General features: G+C 62.8%; 21 protein-coding genes, 1 tRNA gene and 1 riboswitch. Of the genes, 13 read left to right on the plus strand and 9 right to left on the minus strand.

Going from position 1 to position 23,453, the window contains the following annotated elements:
• Position 1: 1 nt before the first annotated feature.
• The 9 genes from AC1DD7_RS17300 (at position 2) to AC1DD7_RS17340 (ending at position 12,176) form a co-directional block, all read left to right on the plus strand.
• Positions 2–832 (plus strand): M23 family metallopeptidase, encoded by an 831-nt coding sequence (locus tag AC1DD7_RS17300; protein ID WP_431118572.1) that lies wholly within the window; start codon positions 2–4, stop codon positions 830–832.
• Positions 833–977: 145 nt separating this feature from the next.
• Positions 978–1,141, plus strand: a riboswitch (cyclic di-AMP (ydaO/yuaA leader).
• A 4-nt stretch (positions 1,142–1,145) separates the two neighbouring features.
• Positions 1,146–1,874: a C40 family peptidase gene (locus AC1DD7_RS17305; protein WP_477515952.1), complete on the plus strand. Its 729-nt coding sequence runs from the start codon at positions 1,146–1,148 to the stop codon at positions 1,872–1,874.
• Positions 1,875–1,972: 98 nt separating this feature from the next.
• Positions 1,973–2,725 carry an NlpC/P60 family protein gene (locus tag AC1DD7_RS17310; protein WP_477515953.1) on the plus strand — a complete coding sequence of 251 codons (753 nt, stop codon included), beginning with the start codon at positions 1,973–1,975 and terminating at the stop codon, positions 2,723–2,725.
• A 229-nt stretch (positions 2,726–2,954) separates the two neighbouring features.
• Positions 2,955–3,455, plus strand: a complete 501-nt coding sequence (locus tag AC1DD7_RS17315) for an HNH endonuclease (RefSeq protein ID WP_216926047.1) — start codon at positions 2,955–2,957, stop codon at positions 3,453–3,455.
• A 42-nt stretch (positions 3,456–3,497) separates the two neighbouring features.
• Positions 3,498–4,400, plus strand: a complete 903-nt coding sequence (locus AC1DD7_RS17320) for an NTP transferase domain-containing protein (RefSeq protein ID WP_477515954.1) — start codon at positions 3,498–3,500, stop codon at positions 4,398–4,400.
• Positions 4,397–5,743 carry a molybdopterin molybdotransferase MoeA gene (locus AC1DD7_RS17325; protein WP_477515955.1) on the plus strand — a complete coding sequence of 449 codons (1,347 nt, stop codon included), beginning with the start codon at positions 4,397–4,399 and terminating at the stop codon, positions 5,741–5,743. The genes AC1DD7_RS17320 and AC1DD7_RS17325 overlap by 4 nt, the downstream gene beginning before the upstream one ends.
• Before the next feature lie 57 nt (positions 5,744–5,800).
• Positions 5,801–8,110 (plus strand): FdhF/YdeP family oxidoreductase, encoded by a 2,310-nt coding sequence (locus AC1DD7_RS17330; RefSeq protein ID WP_477515956.1) that lies wholly within the window; start codon positions 5,801–5,803, stop codon positions 8,108–8,110.
• 1 nt (position 8,111) lies between these two features.
• The gene (fdhD, locus tag AC1DD7_RS17335; RefSeq protein ID WP_477515957.1) at positions 8,112–8,978 is read left to right on the plus strand and encodes a formate dehydrogenase accessory sulfurtransferase FdhD; all 867 of its coding nucleotides are present in this window, start codon (positions 8,112–8,114) and stop codon (positions 8,976–8,978) included.
• 171 nt (positions 8,979–9,149) lie between these two features.
• Positions 9,150–12,176 carry an alpha-mannosidase gene (locus tag AC1DD7_RS17340; protein ID WP_477515958.1) on the plus strand — a complete coding sequence of 1,009 codons (3,027 nt, stop codon included), beginning with the start codon at positions 9,150–9,152 and terminating at the stop codon, positions 12,174–12,176.
• A gap of 36 nt (positions 12,177–12,212) precedes the next feature.
• On the opposite strand, the gene AC1DD7_RS17345 is transcribed toward AC1DD7_RS17340, so the two are convergent.
• The 5 genes from AC1DD7_RS17345 to AC1DD7_RS17365 form a co-directional block, all read right to left on the minus strand.
• Positions 12,213–13,064, minus strand: a complete 852-nt coding sequence (locus AC1DD7_RS17345; protein WP_477515959.1) for an amino acid ABC transporter ATP-binding protein — start codon at positions 13,062–13,064, stop codon at positions 12,213–12,215.
• Entirely contained in the window at positions 13,051–13,710 is a 660-nt protein-coding gene (locus tag AC1DD7_RS17350; RefSeq protein WP_477515960.1) for an amino acid ABC transporter permease, read from the minus strand. The genes AC1DD7_RS17345 and AC1DD7_RS17350 overlap by 14 nt, the downstream gene beginning before the upstream one ends.
• On the minus strand, positions 13,711–14,526 hold the full coding sequence (locus AC1DD7_RS17355; RefSeq protein WP_477515961.1) for an amino acid ABC transporter substrate-binding protein: 816 nt from the start codon (positions 14,524–14,526) through the stop codon (positions 13,711–13,713).
• A 243-nt stretch (positions 14,527–14,769) separates the two neighbouring features.
• Positions 14,770–15,477 carry a hypothetical protein gene (locus tag AC1DD7_RS17360; RefSeq protein ID WP_477515962.1) on the minus strand — a complete coding sequence of 236 codons (708 nt, stop codon included), beginning with the start codon at positions 15,475–15,477 and terminating at the stop codon, positions 14,770–14,772.
• Positions 15,474–16,196: a hypothetical protein gene (locus AC1DD7_RS17365; protein ID WP_477515963.1), complete on the minus strand. Its 723-nt coding sequence runs from the start codon at positions 16,194–16,196 to the stop codon at positions 15,474–15,476. Before AC1DD7_RS17365 ends, AC1DD7_RS17360 begins: the two co-directional genes overlap by 4 nt.
• Positions 16,197–16,475: 279 nt before the next feature.
• Here AC1DD7_RS17365 and AC1DD7_RS17370 point away from each other — a divergent pair, with 279 nt between their 5' ends.
• Positions 16,476–18,137 carry an ABC-F family ATP-binding cassette domain-containing protein gene (locus tag AC1DD7_RS17370; protein WP_477515964.1) on the plus strand — a complete coding sequence of 554 codons (1,662 nt, stop codon included), beginning with the start codon at positions 16,476–16,478 and terminating at the stop codon, positions 18,135–18,137.
• 3 nt (positions 18,138–18,140) lie between these two features.
• Positions 18,141–20,054 (plus strand): ABC transporter ATP-binding protein, encoded by a 1,914-nt coding sequence (locus AC1DD7_RS17375; protein WP_477515965.1) that lies wholly within the window; start codon positions 18,141–18,143, stop codon positions 20,052–20,054.
• A 64-nt stretch (positions 20,055–20,118) separates the two neighbouring features.
• On the opposite strand, the gene AC1DD7_RS17380 is transcribed toward AC1DD7_RS17375, so the two are convergent.
• The 3 genes from AC1DD7_RS17380 to AC1DD7_RS17390 all read right to left on the minus strand — a co-directional run bounded on the left by AC1DD7_RS17380 (position 20,119) and on the right by AC1DD7_RS17390 (position 21,075).
• Entirely contained in the window at positions 20,119–20,526 is a 408-nt protein-coding gene (locus tag AC1DD7_RS17380) for an NUDIX hydrolase (RefSeq protein WP_442005952.1), read from the minus strand.
• Positions 20,513–21,001: a DUF6314 family protein gene (locus AC1DD7_RS17385; protein ID WP_477515966.1), complete on the minus strand. Its 489-nt coding sequence runs from the start codon at positions 20,999–21,001 to the stop codon at positions 20,513–20,515. The genes AC1DD7_RS17380 and AC1DD7_RS17385 overlap by 14 nt, the downstream gene beginning before the upstream one ends.
• Position 21,002: 1 nt before the next feature.
• Positions 21,003–21,075: transfer RNA gene (locus tag AC1DD7_RS17390), tRNA-Arg, on the minus strand.
• A gap of 106 nt (positions 21,076–21,181) precedes the next feature.
• Here AC1DD7_RS17390 and AC1DD7_RS17395 point away from each other — a divergent pair.
• Positions 21,182–21,973, plus strand: coding sequence for a DUF998 domain-containing protein (locus AC1DD7_RS17395; RefSeq protein WP_477515967.1), 792 nt, complete (start codon positions 21,182–21,184; stop codon positions 21,971–21,973).
• Positions 21,974–22,039: 66 nt separating this feature from the next.
• Entirely contained in the window at positions 22,040–22,864 is an 825-nt protein-coding gene (locus AC1DD7_RS17400) for a DUF998 domain-containing protein (RefSeq protein WP_477515968.1), read from the plus strand.
• Here the strand turns inward: AC1DD7_RS17400 and AC1DD7_RS17405 are convergent.
• Positions 22,803–23,429, minus strand: coding sequence for a hypothetical protein (locus tag AC1DD7_RS17405; RefSeq protein ID WP_477515969.1), 627 nt, complete (start codon positions 23,427–23,429; stop codon positions 22,803–22,805). The two genes, AC1DD7_RS17400 and AC1DD7_RS17405, sit on opposite strands and share 62 nt — an antisense overlap.
• Positions 23,430–23,453: the final 24 nt, after the last annotated feature.

Below are 23,453 nucleotides of genomic sequence, written 5' to 3' on the forward strand. Positions count from 1 at the left end.
TTTGACATCGCAGAACGTCAGGGGCCGCCGCCGCGCGTCCGGCCCCGCTGCTGAGCTGCGGCCAGCCCGCGCCGCAATGGAGATCCGGCCACGCGACACCCCGCGTCAGGTGCGCCGCCGTAAGAGCCCGTTGCGCCAGGTAGCCGACTTCGCCGCAGCCAGTGGTGTCGGGCAGAAGGCCGGTGTCGCGCTTGCCGCCACCGGACTTGCCCTGACTGTAGGCCTGCCTGCCACAAGCCCCGTCATGGCCACGTCCGAGTCCGGCCAGGCCGAGGCGGCCCTCTCCGTGCCCGGTGGCAGCCAACCGGAAGTTTCTGCAGCAGCCTCTGCCAAAATCGATTTCAGTCGCGCAGCCGTCGCTACCGCCGCTGATCCTGACGGCAAACTCAAGCAGTTGCTGAGCGCCCAGTCAGCGGGGAGCATCCAGCGCGCCTCCTCACTTGGCACCTTGGGAAGTCCGCTGGACAAGCTGGTCACGGCATCGCCGTTTGGCTACCGTGTCAGCCCCCTTACCGGCGGCACCGGCGACTTCCACCGTGGCCAGGACTTCGTGGCCCAGTGCGGAACCGCCGTTCACGCCGCAGCCGCAGGCAAGGTCACATTCGCCGGGTGGCATGAGTACGGCGGAGGCAACCGCGTCGTGATTGATCACGGCAACGGCCTCGAGACCACGTACAACCACCTGTCGTCCTTCAACGTCAAAGTGGGACAGACTGTCAGCCGCGGCGATACCGTCGCGCTGAGTGGCACCACAGGAGCATCTACCGGCTGCCACCTCCACTTCGAGGTCCAGGTAAACGGCGAAGTCGTAGATCCCATGGGCTGGCTCTGAGCCAGTTGATGGTTGTCTATCGCATTCATGACACGCCCCGTGACCTGAATGTGACATTCACGAACATCTGTTGTACCGTCTAAAGCGCATCGGCTTTTTAGGGGGCCGATGCACTTGAGTGGATTGCCTAGCTCTGCCACCACTCGAGGTCCGTTCGCAAAAATCGTCTGGCAGGGGCGGGGGAACCAATTTTGGTCTTCGAGTCAGAAGACCTTGGGGTTAAGTCGCAAAAGCTTCCTTGAAGCCGCGCGGCCGGATGACTCCCATCCGAATCCGACAGCTCACCTCGCAGGCATTGGGAGAGGCTACCTTCGTGTCATCACGCACTACCCCTGCGCGCCACCGCGCCGAATTGGTTCGCACGAACCCGTTGAACACCCTTTCCAAGGCTGTCTCAACCAATGCAGGCACCGTAGGCCGCCAAGCCGCCGTTCTGGCCGCAGCCTCGGGGCTCGTTCTCAGCGTTGGACTTCCGGCCCAGGCCGCTGACACCGACGTCTCCAAGTCGGAATCCTCCAGCACCCAGCAGTTGGTCGCCACCGCAGTTGTTACCGCGGAGCCCACCGCAACCGTTTCCTTCGAGAGCCCCGTTGTGGCTACCAAGGAAGCTCCCAAGGTTCAGCGGGCCTCCCAGCGCACGGCAACCGAAGACCAAGCGAACGGCACCCTCGCTGCCCTGTCCTCCAAGGCCAAGGATGCCGCTTCAAGCGCGGCAGCCTCAGGACTTGCAGCAATTGCCTACACGGGCATCGGCCACCCCTACGTTTGGGGCGGCACTTCCCCCAACGGCTGGGACTGCTCCGGATTTACCCAGTGGGTTTACGCCCAGGCCGGCATCAGCATCCCCCGCGTCAATGCCTGGACGGTCATGACGCCCACCAGCACGCCTGCCCCTGGCGACCTCGTCGTGCAGAACGGCGGAGCCCACGTGGGCATCTACGTCGGTAACGGCATGATGATCAGCGCTTTGAACCCCAGCCAGGGCACGCTCCTGCACTCCGCGGCCTCCACCGGCACGTCCTCGTTCTACACCCTCCGCTAGAAAATCCCATTCGGGGTAAGCCAGCATGCCCCCCAAGTGCTGGCAGCCCATAACCCGCGTGCGACCCCACCGTGCGCGGATACGAAAAGAGAGTAATCATGACCAGTGCAAACAAGGTTGCACGGCATAGAGCTGAGGCCCCCAAGACCAGCTCACTTGCCGTCATTGCAAAGGCTGTCAGCGACAACGCCGGTGGCGTTGGCCGTCAGGCAGCAGTGATCGCAGCTGCATCGGGCCTTGTCCTGGCCAGCGGCGTTGCTGCAAATGCTGCGGACACCAACGTCCAGCGCGAATCTACTTCTGCGTCCACCCTTGATGTGCAGTCGGTTGCCCAGGCCACCATTGCTGCCGATTCCAGCGTCGCCATCTCCTACGAGCGCCCTGTGGTCAAGACTGTGGAAGCCCCGGCTCCCGTCGTCGAGAAGGCACCTGTCAAGGAAGCTCCGGCTGCTGGCGGCACCGCTACTTTGGCGGTCAACACTGATGCGTCCGCGGCCAAGGCGCCTGCTGCATCCAGCGGCCTCGGTGCGGCTATCGCTGCAGCGGCCTACGCACAGCTCGGCGTCACGCAGGACTGCACCATGCTGGTGACCAACTCGCTGGCCGCCGTCGGTATTCACTTCCACGATTGGCCGGCCGGCTACCTCTCCCTCGGCCGCACGGTCAGTGCAGCTGAAGCCCAGCCCGGCGACCTCGCTTACTATGCCAACGGTGGCTACGGCGGAATGGCACACATCGCTGTTTACGTCGGCAACGGCATGGCAGTCCACGGCGGATGGAACGGATCCACCACGGCACTGTTCAGCGTGAACGTTGGCTCCGGCCCGGTTTTCATCCGCGTCAACGGCTGATCAAATACTCCACGGAACACCCCGCAGGCTCAGGCCGGCGGGGTGTTCTGCTTTAACCACGGGGTGTCCCGCACATGAACTTTCGCCAACACCACAGGCGAAACGGCGGAAAAATTCGTTGATATGGCATATAAGTGCTTACCCTTGTGTTGTCGATCCACAGCCCGTACAAGCAGAGGGCAGCCGGCCCTCGTGCCCCTGACGGGTGCGGCCGTGAAGAGGTACGTGCATGCGCACACTCGTTCTGAATGCTGGATATGAACCGCTGGCGGTAGTAACCTTCCGCCGGGCGCTGGTCCTTGTGCTGACTGGAAAAGCTAGCGTGGTGGCCGAAGGCGACGAGCCTGTCGTCGGGCCACAGGAGATTCTCGGGAGACCATCCGTGATTCTTCTCAATCGCTACATCCGGCCCCGGTACAACAGGATCACTGCCGTGAGCCGCCGCGGGGTACTCCGCCGCGACGGCCATCGCTGCGCCTATTGCGGGAAAACAGCCCACACCATAGACCACGTCCACCCCAAATCCAGGGGCGGCGCGGATTCCTGGGAAAACCTGGTTGCGGCGTGTTTGAAATGCAACAACGCCAAGAGTGACCACACGCTCGCCGAGATGGGTTGGAAACTTCGTTTCAAACCTGGCGTGCCCACAGGAACCATGTGGCAGATCAAAGAACTCGAGAAACCTGCGCCGGACTGGGACCCGTTCCTGTTGCCGGAATCCGCCGCCTGATCGATTTCTGTTGGGCTCCCGCCGTCCGGGTAATCTGGGCGGATGGAGTTCAACGCTGTGATTCTGGCGGGTGGCAGGGCCACCCGCCTCGGTGGCGTGCCCAAGCCCGGACTAACGTTCGACGGCGCCAGCCTCCTTGCGCATGCCGTGCAGGCGGCACGGGGTGCTTCAGTTGTGGTGGTGGTTGGTCCTGACACCTCTGGTATCGGCGGCGTCCTGCCGGATGGAGTTCTTAGCGCCCGGGAGGAGCCGGCCTTTGCTGGCCCTGCCGCCGCGATTGCTGCTGGTCTGGCGGCTTTTCACCAGAATGGGCAGCCAGCGCCGTGGACGCTCGTCCTGGCATGCGACATGCCGCACGCCTCCAGGGGCATTGCGCCCCTCTGGGAAGGATTGCGTGCCCATCCTGAAGTGGAAGGTGCCATGGCCGTCTCAGCCGACGGCCGGCAACAGCCCCTCCTGGGGGTCTACAGCACCACCGCTTTGGAAAGGGAAGTTGCCGTAGCTTCGGCAGCTTCGGGGTTAACGAACTCTTCAGTGTTCCGGCTGCTTGCTAGGCTGAACCTGCTGGCCGTTACTGTCCCCGATGGGTCTACCGATGATGTGGACACGTGGGAGGACGCTGCGGCCCTGGGCATACACAACGAGCAGGAGGCGGACATGAAGAGCCAGGAAGAGACGCTCGAGGATTGGTGCCGCACACTGCTGCAGGCCTTTGAGCTTGAGGGCGTTGAAGTGGACATCAATGAAGTCCTCTCGGTGGCAGGAGTTGCAGCCCACTCCGTGGTGCGGCCTGCGGCGCCCCTGACTACGTTCATCGCCGGTTACGCTGCCGGTATGGCCAGGGGGATCGGACAAGCGGCGGACGACACCGCCATGAGCGCTGCCCTTGACCTGGCCCGCCAGGTTGCCAAGCAATACCTGGAGCCCGGGACTGAGGCGGAATGACCGAGGCCCCCGGACAGGGCCACCACCACGCGGCACACACATGGCATGAGGCCCGGCAACGTGCCTTTGAGGTCGCTGCTCCCATCCCGCCAAGCCCAGTGCCATTGAAGGCTGCCTTGGGAAGGACACTTGCCTCGGATGCAGTGGCCATTCAGGACATGCCGCACTATGCGTCCTCCGCAATGGACGGCTGGGCCGTCAACGGAACGGGCCCATGGATTCTTGTTGAGCCCGGCCACAGACTTGCTCCCCACCAGGCCAGTCCCATCGTCACCGGAGGACTCATTCCGCCAGGCGCCAAGGCTGTTCTGCGCAGCGAAAGTGGCGTTATCACCACGGACGACGACGGTCTTCCGATCCTTGCGCTTGGCGGGTCCGCGAAGCCGGGGGAGCCACGCAATGGCCAGCACATCCGCAAAGCTGCCGAGGAAGCTGCCGAAGGGGACGTGCTGCTCAAAGCCGGCACCATCCTGAATCCTGCGCACATTGCCTTGGCTGCCCTGGCCGGTCTGGATGAATTGGAAGTCCTGGGGAAACCTTTGGTGCGGTTTCTCCTGACGGGGTCGGAAGTGGTGACGCAAGGCGTCCCCGTGCCAGGCAAGGTCCGGGATACCTTTGGCCCTCAGCTCGGCGCCGTCGTCGAACTCCTGGGTGGCATCGCAGGAGAGCAACTTAAGGTAGGCGACAACTACGACGACTGGCTTGCGGCTTTGCAGGACACCGAGCCTGAACCCGCGTCACCATTTGCCGCAGCGGAGCCGCCGGCCGACGTCGTGATTACTACGGGCGGGACCGGACGCTCAGGGACGGACCATTTCAGGAGGGCCGTAGCTGAACTGGGCGGCCGGCTGCTGATCGATGGCATTGCCATGCGCCCCGGGCACCCGGCCGTGTTGGCGGAGCTTCCGGACGGGCGCTTCGTGCTGGGCCTGCCCGGGAATCCGCTGGCTGCCATGATGGCGCTGTTCACGGTCGGGGGGCCGCTGCTCGCAGCGCTTGGCCACGGGAAGCTGGAGGACGTCGGCGAGGTTCCCAGCGGTGCAATGATCGACGCCGATCCTGGACGGACGCGCCTGATGCCGTTCAAGCTGGTCTACGGATTGGCATCGCCCGCGCAGCATGCAGGGCCTGGGATGATGCGAGGGCTGGCGGGAGCAGATGGCGTCATGGTGGTGCCGCCGCATGGTGTCCAGATGGGCGAGCTGGTCCCGGCTTTTTCTTTGCCATGGGGCAAACCTCTGCCCACGCCCCAAGATGCTGCAGGAAAACCACGCAAGCCGCCGGCCAGGCAACAAAAGAAGGCTTCTTCCGGTCCTGTTGACTGGAGCGCGCTGGAATCCTGAACGTCCCCGGATGGACGCAGGTGGTAACTGGGTGCCCTGGCTTGCAATGATGGACCCATGAACAGGCATGCTCCCGAACAGGACATCAATGAAGATGACCTGCAAATCCACCCGCCCAAGAAGGCCGCGGCAGGCCTCAAAGCTGTCACTGTCGCCCTTGAAAGAGGCTACTCCCAGGCAGGAGTAGCCCGCACGGTCCGCTCCATGCTCAGGGTCAACCAGCATGATGGCTTTGATTGCCCGGGCTGCGCCTGGCCGGAATCCATCACGGGACGTCGCAGTCCCGCGGAATTCTGTGAGAACGGCGCCAAGGCAATCGCTGAGGAAAGCACCACACGGACGGTCGGCGCAGATTTCTGGGCAGCACATTCCATTGCCGATCTTGAGGACAAGACCGAATATTGGTTGGGGAGCCAAGGGCGGATCGCCGAGCCGGTAGTCCTCAAACCTGGGGATACCCACTATTCCCCGATCAGCTGGACTGAAGCCTTTGCCTTGATCGGGGAGCATATCAATGCCACCACACCCGATCGCTGTGTTTTCTACACGTCCGGCCGCACGGCCAACGAGACCGCGTTCATGTACCAGTTGTTTGCCCGCAGCATCGGAACCAACAACCTTCCGGACTGCTCCAACATGTGCCATGAGTCCTCGGGCAGCGCGCTGAACCCGACCATCGGAATCGGCAAGGGAACGGTTTCGCTGGAGGACATCCACCACGCCGAACTGGTGTTCGTGGTGGGCCAGAACCCCGGGACCAACCATCCTCGCATGTTGTCCGCTCTGCGTGACTGCAAGAACAACGGCGGAAAGATCGTGGCCGTGAACCCGCTTCCGGAAGCCGGGCTGCTGAACTTCAAGGACCCCCAGTCCCTCAACGGCGTGATCGGCGGCGGCACTACGATCGCGGATGAGTTCCTCAAGATCAAGGTCGGTGGCGACCTCGCGTTGTTCCAGGCACTGGGCCACCTGCTCCTGGAGGAAGAGAAGCGGAACCCGGGAACGATCGTCGACCAGTCATTTATCGGAAAGCAGACCGAGGGCTTCGACGCGTACGCCAAGGCACGGTCCCAGCTGGACTGGGAGGAAACCGAGCGCGCAACCGGCTTGTCCCGCGAGGAGATCGTCACTGTGGCCGGGCTTATGGCCAAGTCAAAGGCAACCATTATTTGCTGGGCGCTGGGCTTGACCCAGCAGCCGCACTCCGTGGATACGCTGAAGGAGATCATCAACCTGCTGCTGCTCCAAGGCAACTTCGGCAAGCGGGGAGCTGGCGCCTGCCCGGTGCGTGGCCACTCCAACGTGCAGGGCGATCGCACCATGGGTATTTGGGAGAAGCCCGGCGAAACGTTCCTTGCCGCGCTGGACAAGGAATTTGGGTTCCAGATGCCTCGAGAGCATGGATATGACTCTGTGGAGACCCAGCACGCCCTGGAAATGGGGGAGGTGGATGTCTTCGTGTCCATGGGTGGAAACTTCGCTGCAGCCGGGTCTGACACCGCAGCACTGGAAGCCGGGCTCAAGACCGCCGGACTGACGGTCCACATCTCCACCAAACCGAACCGTGCCCACGTGGTGCACGGGAAGACATCCCTGATCCTGCCCACACTTGGACGCACGGACACGGACGACAAACACCCCAAGGGCAAGCAGTTCCTCTCCGTAGAGGACTCAATGTCGGTCATCCACAAGACGCAGGGCAGGCTGGCTCCGATCTCAGAGCACCTCCTGAGCGAACCCGTGATCGTGGCCCGCATAGCGCAAGCGACACTCGGGGATGACCACGGCGTGGACTGGCGCGCCATGGCAGAGGATTATGACGTGATCCGGGACCACATCTCACGTGTTATCCCGGGGTTCGAGGACTTCAACGCCAGGGTCCGGACAAAGAACGGTTTCGTCCTCCCGAACCCGCCACGGGATACCCGTACCTTCGCCACTGACATCGGCAAAGCACGGTTCTCGGTAAGTCCGCTGGAGTATCTTGAAGCTCCAGAGGGCCATTTGATCCTGCAGACGGTGCGCAGCCACGACCAATACAACACCACGTTCTATGGCCTTGATGACCGCTACCGCGGGGTCTCGGACGCCCGCAGGGTGATCCTGGTCCACGAGGAAGACATCGCTGGCCTGGGTTTCAAGGACCGTGACCTGGTGGATGTCATTTCCACCTTTGCGGGCACGGAGCGGCGAGCCAATAAGTTCCGGCTGATCTCATATCCCACGGCCAAGGGCTGCGCTGCCGCCTACTTCCCGGAGGCCAACGCCCTGGTGCACCGCGAGCTTGTGGCCCGCGAATCGAACACGCCCGGCTACAAGGCCATGACTGTGCGGTTCGTAAAACACCCAGAGGAGAACGGATCCTGACATGGGACGTGTGACCCAGCGCCGAAAGCTGCATAAGTTCGTCCTGGACGGATCGCCCCAGGCCCTGGAACACCCTGTTCGTTACAAGGAAGACGTCCTGGCGGTCGAGGAGCCCCTGGAGATCCGTCTTGGTGAAATGTCCTTCTCGGTGACCATGCGGACCCCTGGAGACGACTTCGATCTGGTGGCGGGGTTCCTTGTCTCGGAGGGCATCATCTGGGAGCCGGGGCAACTGGTGTCCGAGCGTTTCTGCGCAGGGGAGGACGAGGACGGCGTACAGACCTTCAACGTGGTGGACGCACAGCTGCGGCCCGACGTCGAACGTCCGGACACCGGCCGTAACGTCTACACTTCAAGCTCCTGCGGCATTTGCGGTACCGACTCGATCGACGCCGTCCGGAAGTCCTCACGTCATAGTCCCCAGGACGATGACGTGACGGTCCCCGTAAGAGCACTGGCTGCCCTCCCGGACCGGTTGCGTGAGGCGCAGGCGGTCTTCGCCAAAACCGGTGGCGTCCATGCCGCGGGCCTTTTCAGGATTCACGACGACGGTACTACCGAGCTGCTGTGCCTGCGGGAAGACGTGGGGCGCCACAACGCCGTGGACAAAGTGGTGGGTTGGGCTTTGCGGGCAGGCAAGCTGCCACTGAAAGGCACAGTTCTTCAGGTATCCGGCCGGGCATCTTTCGAGCTCGTCCAGAAAGCTGCCATGGCGGGCATTCCCGTCCTTGCGGCCGTCAGCGCTCCATCGAGCCTCGCTGCCGAGCTCGCGGACGAAACGGGTATCACGCTGGTGGGCTTCAGCCGCGGTGCGAGCCTGAACGTGTACGCGGGCAGGGACAGGATCGTAGGGGTAGAGGCTGGCTGAGGGCCCCATTCGCTGCGGATAGTCCTCGATCACTTGGCTATTGAGCTGGAACAACGTAGATTTTATCCATCGATTGGAATCGCTGTGTCCTCTAATAATGCCGTCCATAAAGTGCCGGCTCGCCAGCCGGCCATGACGCTTTGCCACCAGCCAATGCCTAAGGGGATTTAATTGCACGACGACCGCCGGATCACTGAACAGCGTCTCGATCGATTCGTTCGGGAACGCCTTCTTCCGGCCATTTACGGCAGGTCCGTCCCGCTGCACCTCAGCAGCTGGGACGCGCCTGGAGAACCCGTGCCCGCAGCGGAGGCCATGCGCCAGCTCTTCACGCCCCAGGAGCCGGGCGCACCTTGGGGTAAGCCATGGAGCACTAAATGGCTCCGGCTCCAGGGTGAAGTTCCAGAAGGCTGGGGTTCAGCCAAGGGTACGGCGGTGGAAATCATCGTGGACCTCGGTTTCAACAGCGATGTGCCGGGGTTCCAATGCGAAGGCACGGCCTGGCACGCCGATGCCAGCATCATCAAAGCGATCTCACCGCGTAATTACCACGTTCCGCTGAAGCTGCTCGGCGGCGGATTGTCCGTTGATTTCTATGTGGAAGCGGCAGCCAACCCGGACGTGTCGCAGGGTTGGTCATTTGCGCCTACTCCTTTGGGGGATAAGGCGACCTCCGGCGACGAACCCCGGTATCGTCTGGGCCGGATTGCCATTGCCGAACTCAACGAGACGGTGTGGGAACTCAACCAGGACGTGTGGACATTGAGCGGGCTCATGCACGAGCTCCCCATGGACCTGCCGCGCCGCCACGAAATCCTGCGGGCCCTGGAACGGATGCTGGACATCATGGATCCGGACGACGTCGCAGGAACGGCTGCCGCAGGCCGCGAGGCATTGGCCGAAGTACTGAGCCGCCCCGCCTATGCTTCGGCCCACGAACTCCTGGCTACCGGTCATGCGCACATCGACTCCGCGTGGTTGTGGCCCGTCCGTGAAACAATCCGCAAGTGTGCCCGCACCTTCTCCAACGTGGTGGCCCTCATGGACGAGGACCCCGACTTCATCTTCTCGTGCTCCTCAGCTCAGCAGATGGCCTGGATCAAGGAATTCTTCCCTGAACTCTTTGTCCGCATCCGGGAAAAGGTCCGGGCCGGGCAGTTCGTTCCAGTCGGTGGGATGTGGGTTGAATCGGACACCAACATGCCCGGTGGCGAGGCCATGGCGCGCCAGTTCGTGGAAGGCAAGAGTTTCTTCTTGAAGGAATTCGATGTGGAGTGCCAGGAAGCATGGCTGCCCGATTCCTTCGGTTACTCGGGAGCGCTGCCACAAATCGTCAAGTCCGCGGGTTTGCGATGGTTCCTTACGCAGAAGATTTCGTGGAACAAGGTGAACCGGATGCCACACCATACCTTCACGTGGGAAGGCATCGATGGCACACGGTTGTTCACCCATTTCCCGCCGGTGGACACGTATAACGCTGAGCTCCATGCCCGAGAACTTGCGCATGCGGAACGCAACTACCGTGACCACGGCCGCGGCACCATGTCGCTGGTTCCCTTCGGTTATGGCGATGGCGGCGGTGGTCCCACACGCGAGATGGTGGCGGCTGCACACCGCACGGCGGATCTTGAAGGTTCCCCCAAGGTCCGCATGGGCACGGCCAGGGACTTCTTCACGGCGGCCGAGGCCGAATACCGCAACCTCCCGGTGTGGGTGGGCGAGATGTACTTGGAGATGCACCGCGGAACGTACACCAGCCAGGCGAAGACCAAGCGGGGCAACCGGCGCAGCGAGCACCTCCTGCGCGAGGCAGAACTGTGGTGCTCGACGGCTGCAGTGCGCCTGGGCGACCTCTACTCCTACCCCGAAACGGAGCTCAAGAGGCTGTGGCGGTTGGTGCTCCTGCAGCAGTTCCACGACATCCTGCCCGGCAGTTCCATCGCCTGGGTCCACCAGGACGCCGAGCGGAATTATGAAGCGATCGCCCGCGATCTCGAGGCCATCATCGGCAAGGCCGCTCAGGCGCTCGTTGGCCAAGGAGACAGGCAGTTCCTGCTCAATGCGGCCCCGCACAAGCGGGCTGGCGTGCCGGCACTCGCAGCCGCGGAAGCCGTGAAGCCGGAGGCAGTTGTTGATGCCGGCGAAAAGGATGGCGGGTACATCCTGGACAACGGAATCATCCGCGCTGTCGTGGACAGTGACGGCTTGTTGACCTCACTCATGGACTATTCCACTGGCCGCGAGGCGATGGTGCCCAGTCAGCCCGGCAACCTGCTTGAGCTGTTCAGGGATACTCCGAATGAATGGGATGCCTGGGACATCGAGGAGTTCTACCGGCGCAACGTCACCAAAGTGACCCAGGCGGAAACCATCGATCTTGAGCGCACGGAGGCAGGCGCCGTCGTGGTGGTCAAGCGTACGGTTGGTGCCTCCACCATCACGCAACGAATAACGCTCGACGCCGGTGCGGAGTCGCTGGGGATCTCCACCACAGTGGACTGGCAAGAACGCGAAAAGATGCTCAAGATCGCCTTCCCACTGGATGTCCGGGCGGACCGTTCGGCCTCCGAGACCCAGTTCGGCCATGTGTTCCGGCCGACCCACACGAACACATCATGGGATGCTGCGAAGTTCGAGATCTGCGCCCATCGCTGGATCCACGTTGCAGAGCCAGGTTATGGCGTGGCCGTCAGCAACTCCTCCAGCTATGGGCACGACGTCACCAGGGCTGTTCGCGGAGACGGGGGCACGACCACCACCGTCCGTGTCTCGCTGTTGCGCTCCGCCAGGTACCCGGACCCCGAAGCAGACCGCGGCGAGCACACACTTGAACTGTCCGTCAGGCCTGGAGCCGGGATCGGGGATGCCGTGGAGGAGGGCTACCGCACCAACCTGAAGCCCCGCTATGTCACTGGCAGCAAGCCAGTGGAACCCCTGCTGTCCGTGTCCAACCCTGCCTTGGTAGTGGAGGCAGTGAAGCTGGCTGAGGATGGCTCCGGAGACGTCATTGTGCGTCTTTACGAATCCCTGGGACAACGCTCAGACGGTGTTGTCAGGGCCAATTTTGAGGCTCATGGCGTCCTGGCCACCGACCTGCTCGAACGGCCGGTAGAGGCTCCTGGAGTGGCTGTGGGGCAGGATGCAGCCGAGCTGGTCCTGCGCCCGTTCCAATTGGTCACGTTGCGGTTCGCCCGATAAAGGCTGGCGAGTGCCAAGAGGATCCCGCCAAGAGGTTTAGACGTCGTGTTGCAGCCGCTTCACGAACAACTTGGTCCGTTCCTGCCGGGGTGCGCGCAGCACTTCGGCAGCAGGGCCGCGCTCCACTACAACGCCGCCGTCCATGAAGATGACCTCGTCCGCCACATGCTGGGCGAAGGCCAACTCGTGGGTCACGATCACCATGGTCCAGCCTTCCTCGGCGAGTTCCTTGATGACGCCCAGGACGTCACCGACGAGCTCGGGATCCAAGGCCGAGGTGGGCTCGTCGAACAACAGCAGTTGAGGCTGGAGCGCCAGGGCGCGGACGATGCCCACGCGCTGCTGCTGTCCGCCTGAGAGCTCGAACGGATAGGCGTCCCGCTTGTCAGCCAGGCCCACCCGCTCCAGCAAACGTTCGGCTTCGGCGATGGCCTCTGCCTTGGGGCGCTTCTGGACTTGGACGGGGCCTTCGATGATGTTCTTCAGGACAGTCATGTGCGGGAACAAGTTGTAGTGCTGGAACACCATGGCACTGCGGTCCCGGAGCGCAGCGATCTCCTTCTTGCCCACTTTGGCGCCGAAGTCGATCGAGAGGCCATCGGAGGTCTCGCTCCCCGAGCCCGAGCCGGAGCCGGAGCCCGGGCCCCGGCCGGTGCCGCCAAAGGTGACGGTACCGGCGTCGGGGATTTCAAGGCCGTTAAGCGAGCGCAAAACAGTGGTCTTGCCCGAACCTGAGGGACCGATGAGGGCCACCACCTGGCCGCGCCGGATGTCGATATCGATGTCGCGGAGCACCACGTTGCTGCCGAAGGCCTTCGCGAGGTTCCGGGCCTTCAGTACTGAGGTGACGCGTGGTTCGCGCTGTTGAGGTGCATCAGTGGGCGACATAGCGGTCCAATCTCCTTTCCACAGCGGACTGCGCAGTGGAAAGGATCAGGCAGATGACCCAGTAAACCAGGGCTGCCTGCAGGTACAGGGCCATGAACTCCTGGCTGAACGCAGCGATTTGCTGGGCATTGCGGAAGAGCTCAGTAACCAGGATGAGTGAAGCGAGCGAGGTGTCCTTAACCAGGGAAATGAAGGTGTTGGACAACGGTGGAACGGACACGCGTGCCGCTTGCGGAAGGATGATGCGCACCAGCGTTTGGGGGTGGGACATCCCGATGGTGTGGCCGGCTTCCCACTGTCCCTTGGGCACCGAAAGTATGGCAGCCCGGATGATCTCGGCAGCGTAGCCGCCCACGTTCAAGGAGAAGGCGATGATGGCGCTCGGCCAGGGATCCAGCCGGATGCCAATGCTGGGAAGGCCGAAGAAAATCACGAACAGCTGCACCAGCAGGGGAGTACCGCGGATAACCGAGACGTAGAAGCGACCTATGCCGGACAGCAGCCAATTCGAGCTCAGCCGCAACAGCGCCACCACCAAAGCCAGCACCAGGCCAAAGGCAAAGGAGGCCAGGGTAAGGGGGATGGTGCCCGTTACGGCCCCTGTGATGATCGGCCCGAAGGAACTCCAGATGAGGTCCCAGTTCATTTATTTGGTGACATCCGCACCGAAGTACTTTTCGGAGATCTTTGTCAGGGTTCCATCCGCCCGGAGGTCATCCAGCGCCTTGTCTACAGCCTTGGCCAGCTCTGTGGAACCCTTTCGGAACACCAAGGCGCTCTCGGTCTTGTCCGGCGCTTCGGCGGCCACCTTCAAACCGGAGTCCGGGGTGGTTTTCGCGTAGTCCAGGTAGGTGAGTTTGTCGTTCACCGTTGCGTCCACGCGTCCCTGCTGTACGAGGGTGGCAGACTGGGCCCAGCCTTCAACTGCCTGAACGTTGGCGCCGGCCTCCACGGCCATTTTGTAGAAGTTGCTGGTCAGGGACTGCGCGGTGGTCTTGCCCTTGAGGTCAGCGAAGCTGTTGATGCTGGAATTGTCCTTCTTGGTCACCACAACGCCGGTCGAGACGGTGTAGGGCTTGGAGAACTCGTACTTGGCTTTGCGCTCGGCATTGATGGAGATCTGGTTGGCGATGGTATCGAACCGCTTGGCGTCCAGGCCCGCGAAGATTCCATCGAATTGCGTCTCCTGGAAGCTCGCCTTCACGCCCAGCTTTTCAGCAACGGCCTTGGCGATCTCAACGTCGAAGCCTGTCAGTTCACCGGCGCCCTCAGCGTGGAAGCTGAACGGGCGGTAGGTTCCTTCCGTTGCGATGACGAGTTCGCCCTTGGATTTCACGTCGGACAAGGAGGTATCGCCACCGGACTGGGCTGGAGTGGAACCGCCACCGCAGGCAGCGAGTGCAAGGGCGGCGGCGGCCAGGGTAGCGGCGAAAAGAGAACGGCGGGAGCGAAGGCTGGTCATGGAGCCATCTTAGTCACGGGCCACTGCGGATTCCCGGCAGGGAAGGCTTGGAGGCCTGTAGAAAGCCTGGTTAAAAAGGCTGAGTGGGGGCGGTCCCCAACAGCCCGCCACCACTCATCCCCCCAATTGTGATCACGTGGGCGCCACATTCACCGGAAACCCGTTCTCTGATTCCGGTGCCAGGCTGCAACCGCGTTCACACATTCATGATTGTGCCACGATCTAATGGTTTTGTGAAAGTCTTTACGCTGTGCGTCTTGCTTTGCGCCTGGCAAATGCCTTGGAAAACCAGATCCCAGCGAGCCCAATGGCGGTTGCCAGCACAGCGGAGTAGTTAATCAGGGAACGCAGCCACAGGTGCACCAGTGGGATCAGTGGGAAGAGTTGGGACACCAAAAGCAACGCCAGGCCAATAAACAGGAGTGCGGAGGCCGCACGCAACAACGCGGGGTAGCGGCCTACGATGGTGCGCCAGATCGCGGGCAGCAAACACGCTGATACATATCCAGGATAGAAGCGGCCCAGAGCCGCGTAGGCCTCCATGGATGGTCCCCAGGTCAGCCCTGTCATTCCCGCCGTGGAACCGCGGGTGTCCGTGATGACAAAGAAGAACGTGGTCAATGCCACCGTGATTCCCAGGACTGTCAGCCCCCAAGGGCCACGAATGGCCCGTTCCGCTGACGCGGAAGCGAAACCCATGGCAATCTTGATGCCCATCAGCAGGAACGTACCGTACAGCAGGAACCGCAGGATCAGGTTGGTGACGTTAACTCCGCCGAGCAGGGCATCGATGGCAAGGTACGGCCCTTCGATGCTGAGGAGGATATCCAGGGTGATCAGCGCGAAAATGTAGAAAACCACGCGGTTCTCACCCCTGAGCAGGCTCGGAATCCGCGCGATGGTAATCGCCAGGCACACCAGCAAGGTTGCCCAAGGCAGGACAGCCGTCATCCGAGGTTCTCCCAAATTCGTTCAGTTCGTTCATGGTCTTGTTCTTGACGGCGCACGGTCTTGCCCAGCGCCTGAAGCCTCTCGCCGGCGAGGGTCACCAGTTCGCCCAAGGTCATCCGGTCCAAGGCCTCCTGCCGTCCATTGGGGGACCAGCCGGCCTCGGCCTCGGTGATCAGCCCTCCAGCAACCAGCCCGCCCGCTGGTCCGACGCCGGCAGCCCGCGACGTTGCGATGGCCAGCTCCGGAGGAAGCCTGTTGGCGGTCAGGTGAGCCGAGAAGTTCTGTGGTGCGATGCCGGTGGCTTCGCTGACCCGGTGCCGCAACTCGCCGTCGTCGATTGCATCCACCCAGTTGCGAACCGCGGTGGGGTGCGGTGTTGGCGACAGTCCTGTGACGGAGACGGACCCAGGTTCACTGCGTTCCACTACGGCACGCAGCAAATCCATGGTGGCAATCTGGCTCACCAGTTCATCAGGAGTGGGCGGGACGGGATCGCCCCGAAGATCTGCGTAGAGGTCAAACGTGGCCAGGGCTTGCACGGGATTGATGTGATAACCCCGGCTGATGCTGACCAGCGTTGACTCTGCCACCTTGCCGCGGACCAGCTGTTGGGCCAGCGTTGTCCGTTTTATCCCGGAAATCCTGCAGACGTCCGCTGTGCTGGCGTTGGGGGCAACGCCGTGAAGCCAGCGTTGGAACGCCTTGGACGGTAAGGGCATGGAGGGCTTTCTGGGATATTTCAAACGGGCAAGTCCGGCCTGGCCCAAAAAGGAGCCGGAGCGAAGGTACGGATTGATTTTACGCCGACGCCACATTGAATTATGCTTGATGCTTGAACCCGTTGGTCCGTACACCCCCCAAGTCCGGACCAGCGGGTTTTTCCATGCCCATGGGAATCACGGGCAGTGTGGCCGCGTTTCGTAAGTGAACCCGCGCTTGTTTTACCGTGCTGGTGATGTAGACGCGAGCGCCTGATGGCGCTGCGAGAGGAATAGAGAATGACTGCAACACTGGTGGCCAAGGATCTTTCCGGTGGTCATGGCCACCGCACGCTCTTTTCAAAGCTTTCCCTCACCGTTGCGCCCGGTGATGTGGTGGGCGTGGTAGGCGCGAACGGCGCTGGCAAATCCACGCTTCTGCGCATCCTCTCAGGCGTGGACCAGCCGCAGGAGGGGACCGTCAATCTGGCTCCGTCGGACGCCTTTGTGGGCTGGCTGCCCCAGGAACATGAGCGCACCGCCGGCGAAACCATCGCAGCGTACATTGCGCGCCGCACTGGCTGTGCACAGGCCACTGCCGAGATGGAGGCCACCGCCGAGGCCCTCGCGTCCGGGGCTCCCGGAACGGATGACGCTTACTCTTTGGCCTTTGACCGCTGGATGGCATCCGGTGCTGCAGACCTGGAGGAACGGATTCCTGCTGTCCTGGCGGATCTTGGCCTTGAGCTTGGCACCGATGCCCTCATGACAGGTCTCTCCGGCGGGCAGGCCGCCCGGGTTGCTTTGGGAGCGCTGCTGCTCAGCCGCTTCGATGTTGTCCTTCTTGATGAACCCACCAATGACCTTGACCTTGATGGCCTGGCCCGATTGGAGGCTTTCGTGCAAGGCTTGCGCGGAGGAGTGGTTCTGGTTTCCCACGACCGTGAGTTCCTGGCGCGCTGCGTCATCACTGTTGTGGAGCTGGACCTCGCCCAGAATTCCGTCGCTGTCTACGACGGCGGCTACGAAGCGTTCCTCGAAGAACGCGCCGTCGCCAAGCGCCACGCCCGCGAACGTTATGAAGATTTTGCCAACACCAAGGCCGATCTTGTGTCCCGCGCACGGACCCAGCGCGAGTGGAGCTCCCAGGGCGTCCGCAATGCGATGAAGAAGAACCCGGACAACGACAAAATCCGGAGGGCCGCGAGCACCGAGTCGTCCGAAAAGCAGGCACAGAAGGTCCGCCAGATGGAGTCGCGCATCGCCCGCCTCACCGAGGTGGAGGAGCCGCGCAAGGAATGGCAGCTGCAGTTCAGCATCGGCCAGGCACCCCGCTCAAGTGCCGTCGTCGCCACCCTTCGTGACGTGGTGGTCCGCCAAGGCGACTTCACGCTGGGACCGGTCAACCTCCAACTGAACGGCGGTGAGCGCATCGGCATCACCGGGCCCAACGGCGCCGGTAAGTCCACTCTGCTGCGCTTGCTGCTGGGCACCCGGAAACCGGACGACGGCGCGGCCTCCATGGGCGCGTCTGTCGCCATCGGCGAAATCGATCAAGCCCGCGGACTGCTCGACGGCGGACGGCAGCTTGGTGACGCCGTCGAAGCCGTGCTGGTGGACTGGAACAGCGCGGATGTCCGCACGCTCCTGGCCAAGTTCGGCCTCAAAGCGGACCACACTTCGCGGACCGTTGATTCATTGTCCCCGGGGGAGCGAACCCGTGCCGCGCTGGCCCTCCTGCAAGCCCGTGGCGTGAACCTGCTGGTGCTTGATGAACCCACCAACCACCTTGACCTCCCTGCGATCGAGCAACTTGAAGAGGCGCTGGAAAGCTACGAAGGCGCCCTCCTGCTGGTCACCCATGACCGGCGTTTGCTTCAGAACGTTCGGCTCGATTCGCGATGGCACCTGGAAAACGGCCGTGTCCAGGAGCTTCACCACACCCCCAGCCAGGAGAAGTAAACGATGAGCATGGATGGCGTTGCTTGGAGCTCGCTGTACAAAATCACGCGTGCCCAGAGTGGCTCACAGCCGTTCTCGAAGGAAACGCTGAAGCGCGTGCTGGGCTTTGCCGCGCCGCACAAGGGCAAACTCATAGCCTTCGTCATTGCCTCGATCGCGGGCGCGTTCCTCGCCGTCGCCACGCCAGTGCTTGCCGGCCAAGTGGTTGACGCCATCATTGCCAAGGCAAACGTGGGCACCGTGATCTGGCTGGCCGTCCTCATTGCGGTTGTGGCTGTGGGCGAGGCCGGAGTCGGGCTGGTGACCCGATGGTTGTCCTCCACCATCGGCGAGGGGGTCATCGTGGACCTCCGTACCCGCGTGTTCGACCACGTGCAGCGCATGCCCATCGCCTTCTTCACCAGGACCCGCACAGGCGCACTGGTCAGCCGCCTGAACAATGACGTTATCGGGGCACAGTCAGCCTTCGCCGGCACGTTGTCCGGCGTGGTGAGCAACGTCGTGGCGCTCGCCTTGACCCTGGTGGTCATGCTCAACACGTCCTGGCTGGTCACGGTTCTGGCCATGGTGTTGCTGCCAATCTTCCTCATACCTGCCCGGCGCATGGGTTCCAAGCTGGCAGACCTCCGCCGCGAGGCCGCCGCGCACAACGCTGCCATGGGTACGCAGATGACGGAAAGGTTCTCCGCTCCCGGCGCCACACTGGTGAAGCTCTTCGGCAGGCCGGACGAGGAATCCCAGGAATTCGCTGCCCGGGCCGGCCGGGTGCGCGATATCGGCATCCGCACCGCCATGCTGCAATTCACCTTCGTCACGGCGCTGACTTTGGTCTCGGCCTTGGCCTTGGCCCTCGTTTACGGTTTGGGCGGGTGGCTTGCCCTTGGTGGCCAACTGGCGCCAGGGGACGTAGTGGTCCTGGCCCTCCTCCTGACGCGTCTCTACGCTCCGCTCACCGCGCTCTCCAACGCGCGTGTGGAAATCATGAGCGCACTTGTCAGCTTCGAGCGGGTCTTCGAGATCCTGGACCTGCAGCCACTCATCACGGAAAAGCCGGACGCTGTAGCCGTTCCGTCCGGACCCGTCGCCGTGGAATTCCACGACGTCCGCTTTTCCTACCCGTCGGCGGACAAAGTTTCCCTTGCCTCCCTCGAAGACGTGTCCACCCTGGACACACGTGGCGGCGAGGAAGTCCTGCACGGTGTCAGCTTCCGTGTTGAGCCGGGCCAGACGGTGGCCTTGGTGGGCTCCTCCGGCGCAGGAAAGTCCACGGTGGCCCAACTGTTGTCGCGCCTGTACGACGTCGACTCCGGAGCGGTGCGCCTTGGTGGGCGCGGACCTGGCACCGGCGTGGATGTCCGGGACCTCCGCTTTGACTCCCTGCGCGACGCACTGGGCATGGTGACCCAGGATGGCCATCTGTTCCACGAAACCATTGCATCCAACCTGCGCCTTGCCCGGCCGGATGCCACGGAAGAGGACATGTGGGAAGTGCTCCGGCGGGCACGCCTGGAACCCATGATCCGGTCTCTTCCGGATGGCCTGGAAACAGTCGTTGGCGAGCGCGGGTACCGGCTCTCCGGTGGGGAACGGCAAAGGCTTACCATCGCCCGTTTGCTCATCAAGCAGCCGCGCGTGGTGATTCTTGATGAGGCTACCGCCGCGCTGGACTCCACCAACGAAGCCGCCGTCCAGGCGGCCTTGGGGGAAGCGCTCGAAGGGCGTACCGCCGTCGTGATTGCCCACAGGTTGTCCACGATCCGTGCTGCGGACGTGATCCTGGTGGTAGAGGATGGCAGGATCGTGGAGCGCGGCACTCACACCGAGCTGCTTGTTGCCGACGGCCGCTATGCGGAGTTGTACAGGACCCAGTTCGCGGAGGCCACGGCGGTGGCCGAGGAAGCTGTTCCAGAACTCTAACGCTGTCGGCAACTAGCTCGCATTAGTGGTTGTTCTGAGCCCTCAGAACAACCACTAATGCCAGCTACTTGGGTGGGGTGAGCAAAGGCAGCACGTGATCCGTCAGGAGCGGTGCGAGGTCCCCGGGTAAAGGTGCTGTGAGGTCCAGCCAACGGATCTCGGCGATCTCGGCCGAAGGGTGCGCTTCCCAGGTCCCAGGAGCGGTGAAGACCGTGGCTTCGATGTTGGTCGCGGCCTCGTTGGCGGCCACTGCGAGCCAAGCGCCCAGGGGTTCGAGGTCTTCGGGGGCAACCTCGATGCCCACTTCCTCGAGCAATTCCCGGGCTGCAGCTTCTGCCGCGGTTTCACCGGCTTCGGGCTTGCCACCGGGATGCATGAATTTGTCCGTGCCCCGTTTGCGGACGGTCAGGAGTTGGCCCTCCTTGTTGTAAACGCACACGGCGCTTACCACGATCACATCAGTAACGCTCACGCTTGCCTCCCAGTGTTGATTTGGACAGGCTGTTCATACGAACCAAATGCGATTCCAGCAGCAGGTCCTTGGCCGGACCGCGGACATCCCACGTGAAACTGAACGCATCCGGGCCTTCCCAGGTGTAGTTCACGTAATAGTCGTCGGGATCGCACCAGTGTTTGTCCTGGTTGGCTTGCGTCGCGAAGCTCATCACATGGAATGGCCGGCCATCGGGGAAGAAAACGTCCATGGAATCCGGTTCAGGGCCTGGCTTGAGGAGATATTCGCGGAACGCCGGGCCTGTGTGGGTGGGCCAGTGCATGGTTCCGTCTTCGCGGTAGTGAAGGCCACCGCCGTCGGGCTCTTCCGTATACTGCACGACGCCGGTGAAGGTTCCGCGGGTGCCGGAGGACCGGTCCAGGAGAGTCCGCTCCACATTCCACGTGCCGGCCAAATAGGCCCGCAAGTCCTGGATGGGCTGCTGGTGGTTCAAGTGCCCTCGATTGGAATCGAACCAACGACACCGGCTTTAGGAGAGCCGTGCTCTATCCACTGAGCTACGAGGGCCTGCGTGTCCATGGCCGGGAGTACGGTTACGGGGCTCCATGGCCGGACACGACTACAAGCATACAAGCTGCCGGGCCAGTGCCCGAACACGGCTAGGCTGGCGGTCATGAGAGGGCATGCGACAGCACGGGAAAGCACCGGCACGTTCCTTCCGGACGTTCGCGCCACGCGGGCAAACATCGGCGGCTGGGCCCAGTTGAGCGTGGTCCAGTATTTCGTCGCAGAGTCTGCTGTCATCGAGGCCTGGGCCGGTCCGCAACCCTACAGCAGGGCCGCCGGGTTCATCAGCGATCTCGGCGCAGTATCGTGCAGCGTCTACGAGGACCGGGCAGTGTGCTCGCCTTTACATGTGCTGATGAACGCCTCTTTTGTTGTCCAAGGCCTGGCATTGATCCTTGGCGCGGTGTTCCTGACCGCAGGGCTTTTGTGCGTGGCAGCGCGTCCGGGTGTGCATGCCCAGCGCTTCCACACCGCCGCACCCGATGAAGAGCCGCGGACCCGGGTCTTGGCCAAATCCTGGATCATGGCTGTGGCCATTCGAATACTCACGGGTGTTTCCGGCACCGGAACGGTAATCGTTGGACTCGTGCCCGAGGATGTCGGCTCCCCATGGCATTTTGCCGGGGCCCTGATGTTCTTCATCGGCGGTGGCTTCGCATTGCTGCTGCTGGGCATCCTCTGGTTCCGGCAGACGCCGATGAGCTGGTTCATCGCTGCCTGCGGCTCCCTCTGTATCGGCGCACTCATCGTTGGCGGGATCACGGGAATGGAGGTTCCCCAGCCCGGAACACTGGAGCGACTGATGGGCTACCCCGTGACCATCGGCCTGGCAACTGCCGGCCTGGTCATCGCCCAGCGCGTGCACACTGTACGTAGAGCCGCGAATGCCCTGCGGTAATTCAGGCAGCGGGAGGGCAGGAGCGGGACGGGTGCGCTCGGGGGACTCCGGGACTATTCTGGCGCTATGACGACGGCGGGTGGTCCGCTCGGCGGGGACCGGGGACTTCTGCCTGACCTCGCTGGCCGGCGCGAGCTGATTGGGGGTTGGGCCGCGATCACCCTCATCCACTATTTCGTGGTGGAAGCCATTGCGATGGCTGTGTGGCAAGGCAATCCAGGTTATGACCGGCGTGCCCACGTCATCAGCGATCTGGGCGCTGCCCACTGTGGTCCGTTCAACGGTTACGAGGTGTGCTCGCCGCTTAATTGGCTGATGAATGCCTCGTTCGTCCTCCAAGGTGTTGCCATGGTGCTCGGGGCAGTGCTCCTGAGCTCGGCTGTCCTGTCTGTGGCGGCTAAACCGGGTGCCCGGGTCATCCGGCCAAGGATGGCATCAAGCGTCGCGTCACCGGACGCGTTTCCTTGGGTCGCAGCCGGGGCAGTCAGGGTGCTCATCCTCGTGGCGGGCATCGGCCAGGCGATGGTTGGCCTCATCCCGGAAGACACTGACCTTGCGCTGCATCTGACGGGTGCGGGACTGTACTTCATCGCCGGACCGCTGTCCTTGGTGGTACTGGGCTTCGTCTGGCGGGGGCACACTCAGATGTCGTGGATAGTGCTGTTGTTCGGGGTTGTTTCTCTGGGAGCAACCATCTACGTGCTTGCGGTGCAGTTGCGCGTCGAGGAGCCGGGTGCCATCGAGCGCACCATGGCGTATCCGATCATCCTGGGGTTGTCCTTGGTAGGCCTGGTAGTGGCTCACCGCGTCACAAGGGAACGGAAAGCTGTCAGGGCTGTTTCGCGTTCTTCCGTCCAAGGAACACCGCCGCCACGCCGCACAGCAGGCTGATGAGGAACAGTACCCACGACGCAATGGTGACGGCGGAAGCCAGGGCAACCGAACCGGCGTCGGGCGTTTCCGCAGCCAGCATCGAATCAATGGCGACGTTGGACCACAAGTGAGCCACAGCAAAAAGCAGGGGAGCGGCCCACATTGCCCAGCGCCACGACTTGCGCGCAACGTTGATGCCGATCAGCAGGAGCCAACTGAAGCCGAAGATCAGCGGAAAGAGCGTGCCGGCCGTCTTATGGACGTAGTTCAACTGGCCCCGGGCGGCCTCGTCCATCGCGACGCGAAGCTGGGCGACGTAGTCCGGGGAGAACCCACCGATCAGCGAATCCGGCATGGCCAGGCCGCCGGAAAGCTGGGTCATTTGGTTCAGCGTCAGCAAGTGCAGGTACCAGAACAGGAACAGGCTGGCCACAACGCCTGCAATGACAATGAGCTTGGAGTTGCTCTGCGCCTTCTGGGGGGGCCGCCGCGTGGTGGGATTGATCACGGGTGGGAGGGTGTGATCGGGGACCACCGCCTTGGCTCCGTGCTTCTTGATGCGCTGCGCAGGTGTCTTGGCCATGTCATTCATTATCCCGCCACATAA

Source organism: Paenarthrobacter sp. 10L412, assembly GCF_056395565.1.